18 protein-coding genes are annotated in these 14,584 nt (G+C 50.2%); 5 read left to right on the forward strand and 13 right to left on the reverse strand.

Annotated elements, in window-relative coordinates:
- From K341_RS11815 to K341_RS0109360, 3 genes are all read right to left on the reverse strand, one after another.
- The coding region (locus tag K341_RS11815; protein WP_037349609.1) for a cupin at positions 1-199 on the reverse strand (199 nt) is incomplete at its 3' end.
- 235 nt (positions 200-434) lie between these two features.
- Entirely contained in the window at positions 435-1,343 is a 909-nt protein-coding gene (locus K341_RS0109355) for an IS3 family transposase (protein ID WP_006696189.1), read from the reverse strand.
- On the reverse strand, positions 1,340-1,678 hold the full coding sequence (locus tag K341_RS0109360) for a transposase (protein WP_006696190.1): 339 nt from the start codon (positions 1,676-1,678) through the stop codon (positions 1,340-1,342). Before K341_RS0109360 ends, K341_RS0109355 begins: the two co-directional genes overlap by 4 nt.
- A gap of 251 nt (positions 1,679-1,929) precedes the next feature.
- Between K341_RS0109360 and K341_RS12405 the strand changes: the two genes are divergently transcribed.
- Positions 1,930-2,460: a hypothetical protein gene (locus K341_RS12405; RefSeq protein ID WP_248676903.1), complete on the forward strand. Its 531-nt coding sequence runs from the start codon at positions 1,930-1,932 to the stop codon at positions 2,458-2,460.
- A 49-nt stretch (positions 2,461-2,509) separates the two neighbouring features.
- Complete coding sequence (locus tag K341_RS0109370) at positions 2,510-2,938, forward strand: hypothetical protein (protein ID WP_006696244.1); 429 nt, start codon at positions 2,510-2,512, stop codon at positions 2,936-2,938.
- Here K341_RS0109370 and K341_RS12945 read toward each other — a convergent pair.
- Complete coding sequence (locus K341_RS12945; RefSeq protein WP_006696245.1) at positions 2,926-3,219, reverse strand: hypothetical protein; 294 nt, start codon at positions 3,217-3,219, stop codon at positions 2,926-2,928. The two genes, K341_RS0109370 and K341_RS12945, sit on opposite strands and share 13 nt — an antisense overlap.
- Between K341_RS12945 and K341_RS0109380 the strand changes: the two genes are divergently transcribed.
- The 3 genes from K341_RS0109380 to K341_RS0109385 all read left to right on the forward strand — a co-directional run bounded on the left by K341_RS0109380 (position 3,181) and on the right by K341_RS0109385 (position 6,490).
- Positions 3,181-4,293, forward strand: a complete 1,113-nt coding sequence (locus tag K341_RS0109380; protein WP_248676904.1) for a hypothetical protein — start codon at positions 3,181-3,183, stop codon at positions 4,291-4,293. The two genes, K341_RS12945 and K341_RS0109380, sit on opposite strands and share 39 nt — an antisense overlap.
- 35 nt (positions 4,294-4,328) lie before the next feature.
- The gene (locus K341_RS12645; protein ID WP_156024933.1) at positions 4,329-4,751 is read left to right on the forward strand and encodes a hypothetical protein; all 423 of its coding nucleotides are present in this window, start codon (positions 4,329-4,331) and stop codon (positions 4,749-4,751) included.
- Positions 4,752-4,822: 71 nt separating this feature from the next.
- A complete protein-coding gene (locus K341_RS0109385) occupies positions 4,823-6,490 on the forward strand; it encodes a ShlB/FhaC/HecB family hemolysin secretion/activation protein (RefSeq protein WP_156024934.1) in 1,668 nt (555 codons plus the stop codon).
- Positions 6,491-6,494: 4 nt separating this feature from the next.
- Here K341_RS0109385 and K341_RS0109390 read toward each other — a convergent pair whose 3' ends face one another.
- The 9 genes from K341_RS0109390 to K341_RS0109430 all read right to left on the reverse strand — a co-directional run bounded on the left by K341_RS0109390 (position 6,495) and on the right by K341_RS0109430 (position 14,583).
- Positions 6,495-8,066 (reverse strand): recombinase family protein, encoded by a 1,572-nt coding sequence (locus tag K341_RS0109390; RefSeq protein WP_006696249.1) that lies wholly within the window; start codon positions 8,064-8,066, stop codon positions 6,495-6,497.
- Positions 8,045-9,544, reverse strand: coding sequence for a recombinase family protein (locus K341_RS0109395; RefSeq protein WP_006696250.1), 1,500 nt, complete (start codon positions 9,542-9,544; stop codon positions 8,045-8,047). The genes K341_RS0109390 and K341_RS0109395 overlap by 22 nt, the downstream gene beginning before the upstream one ends.
- Before the next feature lie 34 nt (positions 9,545-9,578).
- On the reverse strand, positions 9,579-9,764 hold the full coding sequence (locus K341_RS0109400) for an SHOCT domain-containing protein (protein WP_026762616.1): 186 nt from the start codon (positions 9,762-9,764) through the stop codon (positions 9,579-9,581).
- Between the two features lie 107 nt (positions 9,765-9,871).
- The gene (locus tag K341_RS0109405) at positions 9,872-10,264 is read right to left on the reverse strand and encodes a phage holin family protein (RefSeq protein ID WP_009655090.1); all 393 of its coding nucleotides are present in this window, start codon (positions 10,262-10,264) and stop codon (positions 9,872-9,874) included.
- 1 nt (position 10,265) lies between these two features.
- Positions 10,266-11,339: a hypothetical protein gene (locus tag K341_RS0109410; RefSeq protein ID WP_026762617.1), complete on the reverse strand. Its 1,074-nt coding sequence runs from the start codon at positions 11,337-11,339 to the stop codon at positions 10,266-10,268.
- A gap of 5 nt (positions 11,340-11,344) precedes the next feature.
- Complete coding sequence (locus tag K341_RS0109415) at positions 11,345-11,566, reverse strand: hypothetical protein (RefSeq protein WP_026762618.1); 222 nt, start codon at positions 11,564-11,566, stop codon at positions 11,345-11,347.
- Positions 11,563-13,254: a hypothetical protein gene (locus K341_RS0109420; RefSeq protein ID WP_026762619.1), complete on the reverse strand. Its 1,692-nt coding sequence runs from the start codon at positions 13,252-13,254 to the stop codon at positions 11,563-11,565. The genes K341_RS0109415 and K341_RS0109420 overlap by 4 nt, the downstream gene beginning before the upstream one ends.
- A complete protein-coding gene (locus K341_RS0109425) occupies positions 13,251-14,159 on the reverse strand; it encodes a hypothetical protein (RefSeq protein ID WP_026762620.1) in 909 nt (302 codons plus the stop codon). The genes K341_RS0109420 and K341_RS0109425 overlap by 4 nt, the downstream gene beginning before the upstream one ends.
- 10 nt (positions 14,160-14,169) lie before the next feature.
- Complete coding sequence (locus K341_RS0109430) at positions 14,170-14,583, reverse strand: hypothetical protein (protein ID WP_026762621.1); 414 nt, start codon at positions 14,581-14,583, stop codon at positions 14,170-14,172.
- Position 14,584: the final 1 nt, after the last annotated feature.

Genomic DNA, 14,584 nt, shown 5'->3' on the forward strand with positions numbered 1-14,584 from the left:
CTTGAATGCAGATCCAGATATCGTCCGCTTTGGCGTGTCCGTGCGGCTTGATTGTTTGCCCCGGCTTTAGCACCCAAACAACCCCGCTCGTCGACTCCGTCGCGTAGATCGGTGTGCGCGTCGCGACATCGCCCGATTTCGCCACTTCGGCGAGACGATAACGGCGTGTCTCGAAATCGTTTGTAATCGCCTTGCTCATCACGTTTTCTCCTCTCGTACAATCATTGGTTGAAATATTCCATGTTATTATAATTCGGTTCGTTGTAAAATGAAGTTGAACAGCTAAACAAAAACAAAATCCATAGTGACATCCCGTGCTATAATGGTTCTGCTACAAAACATCAGCAAAGGAGCACTATGGATTACCCCCATTCTACCACAACGGATGATATTGTCAAGAACAGTTGACAAATTTCTCACAAGGGAATGAACGCTTAAGTAGCTGCGGCAATAGAGTCATAGAACTGACGCCGCTTCACCATCGGAGGAAGCCCCCCGTTTGTTGAACAAATCCGACGGTTGTTCCAATAGCTCATGAAGTATCGCCAAACCAGTACCTTCAACTCTTCGATTGTCATCTTCTTTGTGTCATAGCGTCCATAGAGCAGCTCGGACTTCATGCGCGCCCACATACTCTCACAGCGCGCATTGTCATGACAGCGTCCACCGGCACTGTTCATGCTTTGACGAATCCCATAGGTATGAATTGCCTCCCGATACAGCTGACTCGTATACTGGCTGCCGCGATCCGAGTGCAGGATTGCTCCCCTGAGCTTTGGGTAGGAGAGCATAGCGTTATCCAGCATCCTTACGCATAGAGAAGCCTTCATGTTCGTGTCCATAGACAGTCCGAGCACGCTGGCATCATAACAGTCAAAGAGTGCTGAAATGTAGAGTTTTCCGTCATACGCCGGAATCTTTGTCATGTCAGTGACACACTTGGAAAGAGGTGTGTCGGCAGTAAAATCGCGCCCCATGAGATCCTCTGACATCTGTGCCTTATGATCTGTTTTGGTGATACCGTTCGGTCTATGATTGGGGCGATGACTTAAGCCAATCTCTTCCATAACACGGTAAACAGTTCGTTCACTCGGAATACGGACGCCTTCCGGCTGTTTGATCTTGAGTGCCTGATACATGCGGATTCTTCCGTAGGTGTCGTTGCATTCGTCCTCTGCATGAATCTGCATCATGGCGTCGGCAAGTTCCTGATATTTCCATGGGCGGTCTTTGCTCGTCAAATACTGATAAAATCCCTGTCTCGTGACATGGAGCATCTTGCAGCAGAAGCTGATATTTCCTTTGAGGGCGCCATCTGAGGTCTTGAACGCAATCAACTTCATGCGTTCGTTTTTGTTGACTTCAGACGGCTCGCGGCGAAAAAAGCGCTTGCTTCCTCCAGAAAGTCATTCTCTTTCTTTAGCCGTCGAATTTCCTTCTCCTGTGCTTTGAGTTGTGCACGAAGCTGTACGAGTTCCTCGTGCAGACTTAGGGCACTCTGCGGTGTTTGCGTGCCACACCCAAGATCCAAATATCCAAGCCGATGAGCACGCATCCATGTATACATTGTGTTCTTGGAAATTCCCAGCTCTTTGGCGGCTTTCGCCTGACCGATTTCCTGCGCCAGCTTGATTGCCTGCACCTTAAATTCGTGATCGTATTGTCTGTTTGTTGCCATTTTGATCTCTCCTTCTCCTCTTTGACTTTATCTAAAATCCTTGCAGAGAAGTTGTCAACTTTATTTATACAACATCACTCACCGACGATGGCAGTGGACGTAAAGTTCTGATTCACACCATCATCGGTGGACTCATCAGCCAGCTTTCAGGGGCGGGCTTTGCTTCTGGTGCAGCAGGTGCAGGTCTCAACGAAGCACTGATTAACAATCTGAAAGGTCTTAACCCTGCGATTGCCCAGGTCATCAGTGGCGTGATTGGAGCAGCCGCAGCGAAAGCGATTCATGGGGATGCTACAGCGGGAGCGATTTCGGCGGCGAGCGGGACGAAGTGGAATAAATTCTCTGACTTCTACTATTTTAAGTTATGGAAATTCGTTTGGATAAACGCAAATAATGTAGAATACGCACTCAATAATGCGATAATAACCAATCCAGACACAACAGAAGAAAGGATGCGTTTATACATGGGAGATGGTGATGAACTGCATATCAATACAGGTCATGCCTATTATAGGGATCATAAATCACAAGAAGGAGGCACAATTCCAAGCTTTAGATATACCAATAAAAAGGAACTTTTAACAACCGTTATAAATTGCGCATTAACGCATTATGCACAAGGAAATCTAGATAAAGGAGAGCTCGTCAATGGCAATGAGCATGTTTTGCTGAGTAATGGCTACGGTAAACGTGTACCAGTAAACTTACGAATCACAATGATAAAAATCGGAAACATATTTTATATTTCGGATTTTTATCCAACCGCAATAATATCAAAATAAGTTGTTGCAAATGATGTTGTATTTACGTATTTATTACTAGGAGGATAAAATGAATCTAGCAAAGTTTTTTTCAGATACAACCTACATTGCGTTTGAGCCAAATGAGATAAAAACTAAGAAGATAAAGCAATTCCTTGATTATATTCACGGGGATATCAACGACGAAGACATACAGGATATTTTAGAGTTTATAAACTCGGGGAGATATCTTGTCTGCTGGCTCTATATTGTGGTTTTTTCTTCCTTTCAATGTTTGATCCGTCATGGGATTTGGAATGAAACTTTGGCAAAAGCTTATCATAAATATCTAGTAGCGCTGGGATGGGATTATGAGCTTGAGATTGTCGGAAACATGCTTTCTGAGGGAGATATAGAAAGTGTTCGGGAGTTTTGTTTGGAGAGCAAATTGGCAGATGAAGAAAATAATACATATTTTATGGAGAGCACAATATGGCACGGAAAGGATTATAGTAAATAAAATTGCGTACAAAGATTGCCGATCATCTCCATGTCCGTCAAGGACGATGCAAGCAGCACGACAACGTCTGCCATCGCGCCCGGTACGATCGACATAAGGGAAAATCCGACACAGGACGTCTCGGCGCTCAGCCGTGATACAGAGAATGCGCGCTCGGCAGAATCTTCGACAAAAAGAAGATCGAGGAACAGCAGGAGCTTGCCGCGGTCTTCGGCGAGGAGGCATTCCGTCTCGCCTACAACATGAAGGACGACGGAAGCGGACGAAAGATTGCCGTGCATGCGATCATCGGCGGCATCATGAGCCAGATCACAGGTGCCGGCTTTGCTTTGGGTGCCGTTGGCGCAGGACTCAACGAAGCGCTCATCAAGAACCTAAAGGGCAAAGATCCCGGCACAGCGCAAATCGTCAGCGCCATCATTGGCGCCGCTGCTGCAAAAGTCGCGGGTGGGAATGCTCTCGCAGGAGCATCTGCGGCTGCAAGTGGGACGAAGTGGAACTATTTCTTAATGGAATTTCCAGATATCTATCCCGTTGAAACCATAGCAAAAGAAACTCTAAAGAAAAACGATGGTACAACGCCATCACAAGAAGAGATAGATCAATATATTGATGGTATGCATAAGACTCTATCAGAACAAGAGCCTGCTCTTGCAAACTCTGCTTGGAAGCACGCAGAAAATACCGACAACTACCCCAAGGCTATTAGATATCTTATGGATGCCGGAATTACAAAGGAAAGTGCTATTGAATTCTTCAAAAAATATAACGAAACACTTCGTTCTTCTGGTTGGTCTTCTCCCGAAACTGTCGCAGTAGAGGATGGTTATTGGAATCGAGACGTATTAGTTTCCAAAAAGGCGCAATCTATCCGACACTCAACCTCTAATATTCAACAATACGAACGTGTTACAGAAATACACACACCAAAGAATTTTGATGGCACAAATCTCGTATTGCCTGAAAAAGAAACAGAATTTAGCATACTTGGTTCAATCGGAATCAATAGTGCTACAGATGTCTCTAATCGACTCCCTGATGGAGTCAAAAGGGAGGGACATTTTGTAAGATCGCTTTCAGTCTATCTTAAATTAGGCGGCGTCGTAGGAATGGGGTGGACATATAGAGATATGCGGAAAGATTGGTACATTTATTCTGGAACAAACTTGGCTATAGCGCTAGGAACGGATGTACTGCCAACATTATTTTCTGCAATTGGCGGATTTGCCGCCACTGAATCGGGACCAGCCTCGATATTCACTGCTTCAACAGCTGCTATTACAGGTAGCGTCGCAGGAGATATTGCAAAGTATGAATTGAGAAAAATCCTTCTAAAAGATGGACAGGCAAAATAGTTCTATCAATGCCATATATCATTTTAGGAAGGGCAATGCAAGTGTTGGAAAAAATAAATGCATCTACAAATCTTGGATTATATATATACATAATTGGAAGTATTATTATCATAGGAGGAGCATTATGGAACTATAAATCAACAGGGTCTTTTTGGTCCCCCCGTGTGAAGCAAGCTTACTTTCGTTTTTTCTTAATAGGAAAATTACCATGGATTATAATGTGTTGCCTATTTCTACTAGGCAGTGCTTATACAAGTGCTTATACAGAAGAATTGTTGGTAGCTGTCCTTTATTGCACTGGAATTACAGCAATTTTACTAAGAAAATATGTTTTGGTTTTTTTACAAGAATTAGATAAAATGCCAAACTATCCTCGTTCAGAATATCAGTTACAAGTTTTCAACGAAATAAAAGATCATAAGATATTATATTTCGCTATCACAATCTATTTTTTATAATGGGAACGCTCGCACTATTTGCTTGCATTAAATAAGCAAAATATTCTTTGGAAAGTAGGCGATTCTACTTGATGCAACTCAACCGCCCCACGACCTTCCTCCTCATCCCCATCCTCTCCCTCTCTGCCGTCCCAGCTATCGCTACCCCTGCACAGCAAGAGCAGCTCGATCAGTCACGGGCGCAGGAGGCGGAGCGGCAGGAGCGGCTCAGTGAGGAGCGTGCGAAGGTCGTTGCGCCTCCCCCTCCCTCCTCTGATCTCTCCGCCGATGAAAGTGTACGCTTTCATATCTCCCATATTACGATCCAAAATCAAACGGAACGTTTTCGCTTCCTCGAACGTCTTTCCCGCCCCTATGAGGGAAAAGAGCTCTCTCTGCGCGAGATCAACGATCTCGTCACCGCGATGAACCGCGCGCTCATGTCCCGCGGTTTTTCGACAAGCCGCGTTGCCGTTCCCGAACAGAATCTCTCCTCCGGCGAGCTGCGCCTTGTCCTCCTCGTGGGGTATATTCATGTCGTCCGTTTTGCTGACGGCAGTGATACGGTCTACTGGAAGAATCTCTTCCCCTTCCGCGAGGGAGATGTCCTCAATGTACGGGACATCGAGCAGGGCATCGAGCAGGCAAAGCGTCTTCCCTCACAGGATATCTCCGTTCGGCTCCTGCCTGCCGATGAGCCCCAGATGACGGATATCGTACTGAATGTGAAGCGCGGCAGGAATGTCTACGGAACGATCTCATTCGACGACTCCGGACTCAAGGATACGGGCAGGCTCCAGTGGTACACATCGCTCGGCATCGACCAGCTCTTTCATAAGAACGATATGCTCCGCATCGGCATGAATCTCGATGGTGCTCGCGACGGCTATGAGAAGGGAACGCGCGGGCATAATATCAGCTATACCTATCCCTACGGACGCCACACCTTTTCCCTCTCCTACCAGCGGTCGAAATATCATCAGACAGTAGCAAGCATGCCCTATGATTTCATCAGTGCAGGCGATACGAATATCTCTGTACTTTCATGGGATTATGTGCTGAGCCGTTCGTCAAATCGAAAGACGAGTATGGACATTCGTCTGCGCAAGCGGAACTCGCATCGCTTCCTCAACGATGTCGAGCTTCCGATCCAGGCGATGCATCAGACATCGGTGGAGGTCGGGCTTGCAGAGCGTCTGTATCTAAAAAGAGATACGCTCTATTTCCGTTTGGCCCATAGATTTGGTCTCGGGTGGATGGGCGCGCAGGAGGAGAGTCCCTATGAGGATATGCCGCGGACGCGGTATCGGATGTGGCTCCTGGATGCGGACTATGTGCATCCGTTTGAGTTCAGCCACCGTCCTGCGACGTTTACGACATCCTTTCACGGGCAGTGGACGATGGACGGGATGGAGCTCTACGGAACGGATATGATCAGCATGGGGAATCGGTATACGGTACGGGGCTTCGACGGCGAGGTTACGCTGATGGGGACGGACGGCTGGTATCTCCGCAATGAGTTTGCGACGCGGTTCCCGAAGCAGAAGCTGGAGCTCTATCTCGGCCTTGATGTCGGTGCGGTGTACGGCGCCGGTGCGGATCTCTACAACGGGCACACGATCGCAGGGGCGGCGTTCGGCGTGCGCGGGATGATTGATGCTCTGTCCTATGATGTCTTTGCGGCGATGCCGGTACGAAAGCCTGACGGGTTCCACACGGCTAAGGTGACGGGCGGGTTCTCTGTCGGATGGAAGTTCTAGGGCCTCATTTCCAAACACCAATCTCAATCCCACCCTTGAAAACGACGATCACCTGCCCATCTTCCTTGACCACAATGTAATCAAGCAGTCCGCCCCATAACTCCTCATCAAACGCAACCTGCTCCCCGTTGATACCACATACCACTTGAATCATGCCCTCTAGGATATTTCTCTTACTCTCCCTCTCGGCAATTCGCTCGTCCAACCTCGCCAGATGCCCCTGCTTTTCCACATAGAGTCTACGAATCTCATTTTCCTGTTTCAGATACGCTGTCTGATTCTGTGCCACCCGTGCATTCTCGTGAATCAGCATTTCGAGCCGTTCTGCCAAACTGCGAAGTTCCTGCTCTACCATACTGCGCTCCTCTATCAGCTCCTCCATCTGACAAACGCTGTCAATCAGAGATCGCAGTTCTGCGATCACGTTCTCTTTGACTTCCACCAAAGAGTTCAGCGCCTTGACGAAAATTCGCTTGATCTCCTCCTCTGTCAGATGCCTTGTACTGCACGGCTTGCCCTTGTGGGCATATTTCTTGTTGCAGCGATAGATGACTCTGCGGTATTTGTCGGTCGAGTGCCAGACCTTCGCACCGTAGTAACCGCCGCAGCAGCCGCATTTTATCTTGTTCGCGAAGATGCTTACGCCACTGTGCTTACCGTTCTGTTCTCTATGCTTTATCTCCGCTTGCACAAAGTCGAACAAATCTGGCGGGATAATCGCCTCGTGATGTTCCTCCACATAGTACTGCGGAATCTCTCCCATGTTTCTGCGTCGCGTCTTATCGAGAAAGTCCGCCGTATACTCTTTCTGAATCAGTGCATCACCGCGATACTTCTCATTCGTGAGGATGGAGCGCACCGTGGAAATGTACCACTTATCCTTTCCCGACGGGGATTTGATGCCGCGCTTCTCCAGTTCCTTGGTAATGGCATAGAAGGATCGCCCGCCGAGGAAGAGTTTGTAGATGAGCTTCACCACTTTCGCCTGTTCCTCGTTGATTTTGAAATCCTTGTCATACCCGAGAAAGGCACTGTAGCCCACACTGGTCTTGCCCTCGGCGAACTGCTTCCGCTTGCCCCATGTGGTGTTCTCCGAGATGCTGCGGCTTTCCTCCTGCGCTAGGCTGGACATAATCGTGATAAGGAGTTCTCCGCGCGTGTCGAACGTCCATATGTTCTCCTTCTCGAAGTAAATCTCTACGCCGTTTTCCTTGAGCTTGCGGACGTTCTGCAGAGAATCCACGGTATTCCGCGCAAAGCGGCTGACCGACTTTGTAATGATAAGATCAATCTTGCCGGCAAGGGCATCCTCGATCATTTGATTGAAGCCATCGCGTTTCTTGGTGTTCGTGCCGCTGATTCCCTCGTCCGAATACATGCCGACGAAATCCCAGTCTGCACGACTCTCGATGTAGTTCTTGTAATGCGCCATCTGCATTTCGTAACTGGAAGCCTGTTCTTCATGATCGGTCGAAACTCTGGCATATCCTGCCGTTCTGCGCCGCCTTGGTTCTGCCGCAACTTCTGACCGAAACACTCTGGGAGTTGCAGGAATCACCCGCACTGTCTTTGCCATCGGTATGCGCCTCCTTCTTTGAGTTGAAATATGACCTCATCGTCGGATATGACAATCCGCTCGACGTTCTGCACAATCTGCCCTTCACAGGAGTTGCCAAAAAAGGATGCCACAGCTTCCTTCAGTTCTGACTCTGGTAATCTCCTCAATCGGCATTTCGTGCGCGGCTGACTGCAAGCCCACACCTTAGTCCCCTTCGTCCATGTATCGCGCTCACACTTGCTGCCGCAGGAAGCGCAGTACACTTTGTTGGTGAAGGGATTGCTGCCGCGCTGCCCGTTATAGATGCGGGCAGTCTTTTTTATGCGTCCGTTGACAAGATGGAAGTCGATCCGATCGCCGTAAATGACGATCTTGGACACCTTACGCCTGAGTTCAGCGGTATCGAAATCATCCTTCTCCATGACGGTTCTGACCGCAGCAACAAGCTCCTCTTCCTTGATTGGACGGCTGTCACAGGATTCTCTGCCCTTCCGCTCCCTTGTGTTGCATCCCCATCGCCTGTACTTCCCGGCGGTTCTTCTGCTGAAGCCGCCGCCGCAGCATCCGCATTTCACCATTCCCGAGAATGGCATCAGCACAGGATTCCGATTGGCCGCCCCTTCGGCTCTCCGTTTCCGTATCTCCTGCGCCTTGTCGAAATCTACCTTTGACACGAGTTGCTCGAACATCCCCTCCACCAGATACATGGGAAGTTCCCCTTTATTCCGCTTGCGGATATGACCTTCCGTGATGTAGTTCTTCTGCAGCGCCATTGTGCCCGTGTAGGAGATGTTGGAGAGGATGTCCTTTACCGTGGTCTGCTCGATCGGTCTCCCCTGCCGTCCTGTGATTCCGCGCCCCGCAAGTGTCTTTGCGATGGCGTAGGCAGATTCTCCGGCAAGGTATCTCCGGAATATCTCCTTGACGATCTTGCCCTCAGCAGGAACAATGCGGAACATCTCGCCATCCCAAGTGTAGCCGTACGGTGCTTTATGCCCATTCGGAATCCCCTCGGCGAATCGTCTCCGTACGCCCCATCGGATGTTGTCGCCGATGCTTCTGCTCTCTTCTTGGGCAAAGGATGCGAGCAGCGTCAAGAGCAGCTCTCCGTCCTCGGATGTGGAATCAATGTTCTCCCTCTCGAAACGAACGGCGATCCCCTTCTCTTTCAGCTGTCGAATGGTATTGAGGCAATCCACGGTGTCACGGGCAAAACGGCTGATGCTTTTGACGAGTACCAGATCAATCTTCCCGGCGTTGCAGTCCGCGATCAGCCGCTTGAACTCCGTCCGATGCGCGGTACTTGTCCCTGTGATTCCTTCGTCTGCGTACACGCCGGCATATTCCCACGCAGGATTGTTCTGGATGAGATTGCTGTAGTAACTGACCTGCACTGCAAGAGAGTGGTGAAGCGTATCCACAGAGACGCGGGCGTATGCCGCAACACGCAGCTTTTTCTGCAATATAGGGCTTGGTTGAACTCTTCGTATCTTCATGGTGCTCCCTCCTTTCCACTCCCATATTCCCGTACTATCCGCACGATAGCAAGTCAATATCTGAAAATAGAAGCCCGATGACGGGACGATATTTCTCGCGCATTTTCGCTTCAAACGCAAGATACTCGTCCTCTGACAAAAGTCCGCTCTGCAGCATTTTCCATGAAGCACGCATCACCATCTGATACGTCATTTCCCGTATTCCTTCTTCCTTGCTCATTTCAACATCTCCCTTCATGAAGCAGCAGACAAAAACGGCTCTTGTGGTCACCCAAAAAGTAAAAAAATAACCCGACGATCATTCGCCGGGCGTTGAGGTTAAAGCAGTTATTTATCTTTGAGGCTGTGCATCATGTCCTGCAATTTCTGCGGAACGGGAAGCCCCATCCGCGCTGCGTTCTCGATGATCGAGATTCCCTCATTCGAGATGTAGAAGAAGATCACGGCAGAGCGCAGGACGCATCCGCTTCCGATGATGTGAACATCTAACACATTCGCCACGCCCACAAGGGTGAAGATGCAGACTTTTTTGCAGATGCCCTTAAAGCCGATGGCGCTCGACAGTTTCTTCTCCACAATCGCACGGAGGACTCCCGTGATGTAATCCGTCGCCACAAACACAACGAGCGCATAGAGCAGATCATCGAAGCTGCCAAGGAACTCCCCGACTACGATGCCGATGCCCGCCGCATACAGGCGTATTGTCAAAATCTGATCCATATCAGACACCCCCTGCTTTCTTCCATTTATTGAGATTGCTCATCCTGCGCAGACGGTAGTTATAGCATCCGCGCATAAGCTCTGTAAGCTGACCGTCCTTCCATAAATATAAGGGCGATCCCGTGCTGACCAGATATTTCCCCTGTCCCAGAGGGCAGAGACTTGTACGGGCAGTCGGATTTGTTTCCAGTTCCATAAGCAGCTCATCCTTTGCACTGTAAATCTTTGAAATATATTTTTTCCCGGAGATAAGGTAATCCAGATTTGCGGGAAAGCGCATATACATTCCGTCATGGATTGGATAGCGGACACTATAATCCGGTGCGCTCCATTTGCTTTCCGAAGTATGGGATTCCCCTGTAACAGAGTCTCTTGACGTTGTTTTGGTTTTCTCCATCCAAGGCTCAAGATTGCTGCCATCGAAGAACACATAACGGTCTGTGCTGACATGACTTCCGTCTCCCCCATGCTCTGATACAGAGTGCCATATCATCACTTTGAAGTTCCCAGCTTTATCCACCCGCCCGCCTTCTGTTTGACAGCTATAGAGGTTAGTGGGACCGGATACGGCGGGAGCACCAAACATCTGCACAAGATCGTATGCGGCGATGATCTCTCCGTTGCGTTTGACAGAGAGAATACTGTCACGCTGATCTGCCCCGATGAGCGGGAACACGAGAGCATTCACAGCTTCGAGGGTATAGAGATTTCCCCGCTCATCCATTTCGGCATCGAGCATTCCATAGCCTGAGACATACGCGAAGTGGCGGCTGCTGTTGACCATCCATATATCCTCTTTGGAAAAGCCGAGCGGATGAATCTTTCCTTTTGCATAGTACGAATGGAGCATCTGGTTTTTTTGATCCTTCCACTTTATTTGGAGGAGCGGTATGCCGGAAAGTGCATTCGTTGGAATGTAGCTGCTGCCACCCTCAGCTTCATGCCCGTAGACGCAGCGCCCGTCCGTCCAGATCCATTCTCCTTCCTGAACGGAGCGGTTCCCAATGCAGGTAAGCCATACGCCATCCGCAAGCACCCGATTCCCGCTCACAGCTTTCACCCTCGCCCTGTGCATATACATCACGCTCCCACGATTACAGCGGTACCACCCTTTGAAATCTGCACCCACACAAGACTGCCGTCACTGGTGTTACAGTCCACTGCCGCGCGGAAAGGATATGATCGCTCGCCGATATGGACGCGCCCATTCTGAATCCTGCCGCGCTGTGCCTGTGACTCAGCCACCTTCGAGTTCTTTATTCCTGCCCGTATCGCCGCTGCAAGCCCCAGAACACCGTTCATCCGTACCACCTCACCATCTTGATTGTCTGCCGCAAAAGACGCGGCGTGAGTTCCACCGTATTGGACTGAAGGAAATACTCGTATCCCTCAAAACGGATGCGTTCGGTAAAATCGACGATGTGGTCAATATCGGGAACGCCGCTACGAATCCGTGCGCGAATCTCCACCGTAACTGTTTCCTGCGTCTTGCGGTTGAGCCACTCGATCTCCTTTGTCAGCGTCTGTAAATATTCTGCCCCCACAACGGGAAATTCCGTATCGATGAGCGAGGAATACGGCAGCGTATCGTCACTGGCGTAACTTGCACCAAGGCTGAGATTCGACTGCTCGACGGTGAACTGACTCGCCTTGCCGCCGGGCTTTCCCTGTGAGAGGGAGCTTCCTTCGAGCACGCCGTCCACATAGACTGTGGTCGCATACCATCCGTAGCCGAGCGGGGCGTGGTAGGTGATGCGCTCTGTCCCCTTCTCGTTGCTCCAATCCTCCCAGTCATATTCCGTGTGCTTCTTTCCGTCATTGACGGGTTCTGTTGTACGCTCCCACTCCTTAAAGAGATACACGTCGCGCCCCGTGGAGGCGTATGCGTAATCCGTGCGGCTTGTGGAGCCGTCCACATTATGCGTGCGCTTCTCCGCGAGGTATTCCCCATCGTAGGTATAGGTGCTGTAGCCGTTTTCATTCGTCTCGCGCACGAGAAAGCCGTTGGAATACGTTCTGCTGATTTCTCTGAATGAAATCGTGCCGGTGAAAGGAACAGGCACGGTGTCCTCCTCGTTGTGCGCCCCTGTGGAATCCTTATGTGAACTGTGCCAGACGGAACGCAGGAGTTTCCGTTCAACCGTCGGCTGTGCGTGCGGCCAGTTCGTAATGTCAATGACAGACTCCTCCATGCCGCGCTGAATGATGTGGAGCGTATCGCCGCGAATAAAGACGTTGATCTGACGCTGCGGGAGTTTTGCCGTCCATCCGAAGAGTGCGGAGATAAAGTCATGGTAGGTCATACCGCTGCCCTCAAAGTTCTGCGACGGTATGAAATCATCGGTCAGACGATGAAGCCGAAGCCCAAGCGCCGCCGCAATCTCCGCCGCATAGCGCGAGACCTTCGCCCGCTCGACATAGATATGGATGGGCGTGTAGAGGAGTGTGTCTTTACTGTACGTCCCCTTGACAGACTGCACGATGCCGCGCTGACTCGTTTCCTCGACGAGAAATCGGAAGGCATAATCCATCACCCGCCCTTCTACACACGCGCCGATAGAAAGAGGATTCACGGTTTCAAGCTGGATATTGTCGGAGAGACTGAGTTCACCGAGCGTCACGGAAAACGAGCGAATCCCCCGCTCCCTGAACTCTGCATAGGTCAGTGTATGAGGAATCTCTATCCTCGTATCTGCAAGAATACGCGACTGTTTGACAAGAGTCCGTTTCGTATCTACGAGAACCGTACCACAGCGGCCAATGCGCCGCTCTGTGTCACCCGTTACCGTGATTTGCTTTACGATCCGAATATCGCGCAGAGTATCTGCATGAACAGAGCAAGATGACGTGACTTTACGCGACGTATCTCCACTGACCTTGACCGATTGACGAAATACGGGAATCACCGTGGCATATATAACAGACTTGATGTGAATGCGCCCGAACGGCAGCCACGCGATGCAGACGGCAGGTTTCAGCTTGATGCTCATGTCCCCGCTCTCCATCCGAACTGCCGTCCCGTGAGTTCTGCAATCGACATGGAGACAGTGCGCGTGTCCATCACAACTGATGTTGGATTCTGTTCGGCGATATGTCTGCCGTATTCCGTGATATTCCCGCCGCTCTTTTCAATTGCTGTCAGAGCGCACAGCCCCTCTGCCGTGCGGTAGGCGGGATTACCGAGAAGAGAAATCCCCGTCACACGAGAGTCCGCACTATACTGCGCGGACAAGGCGGCAACATCCACCGTTTGCAGAATCTCCTGATTCGCAGCCGTCGCCTGATAGCTTCCATCGCCGCAGTCGGTCATATTCGTCTGCGTCGCTTGGGCGGGCAGCATGATAACCTGTTCCCGTGGGCTGATCTCTTCATCCGATAGGATGAGGTTCGAGATAAGAATGTCTTCGGTTCTGCTGCAAACTGTTATGGTCTTTTCACTGGAACTGTAGGCGTACCAAAAAGAGCAGTCCTGCTTGTTATAAACCTCGTGTTCGTTCAGGAGTGCCCGAAAGATGCCGTCATTGTTTTGCCCCGGTTTGACATGAAACCACAAAGTATTGACTGCATTTGCGCGAATGCTGTCGGAGGTGGCAATGGTATCGTTATTGTTGTTTCCCTTCATGCGCCACCTGCTCCAGGACGTTTCCGCACTAACGATGATGTAGCCTCCAATTGCAAGGGTAAGTTTGGCACGGTCTGCATTCTCGGGTGCTTTGAAGTACAGATCCAGTTTCCCGTAAAGCTCTGTGGGGAATTCTGAAATCGTCAGCCCTTTGTCACTGGTCGGCTGCCAGAAGGATATGCCCGTCTTACTGTACTGCTCGCCCGTCACCGTCGTGCCGCCACGAACCGAAAGTAGCTCCGCATAGCCCGGATTGATGTATTTGAATGCCATACGAACCTCCTCAATTCGAGACTAGGAGTCCCTCTGCCTGAATGTCCACACTCGTATCCTGTTGCGGCGGCTCATCTGCACTGCTGAGTGCCTTGACCCAGAAAATCGTATTCTTATCAGCAACATTGGATAATGAGATACTGTCTTTCCACTCGGCGGACTCCAACGCTGTATCGACGGTGTATCCGTTATTGATTGCCGCTTTCCACTTATCCGCATGATCACCGACAAACTTGATCGTCAAGACTCCGTCGATATGGAAGCCGCTCTCGCACCGCACGGCACATTTGACGGCTTTCTGCTCACCCTTACCCGCATCGAGCATAACGGAGATCGGAGAGAGTTCCGTACCGGAGCTGACCTCTGTTCCGTCCTTGCCGCCCTCGGTTGGATTGTTCATATAGATATGCAAGAGTTCTGCCATT

Source organism: Centipeda artemidis DSM 19719, assembly GCF_000426665.1.
Lineage (GTDB): Bacteria > Bacillota > Negativicutes > Selenomonadales > Selenomonadaceae > Centipeda > Centipeda artemidis.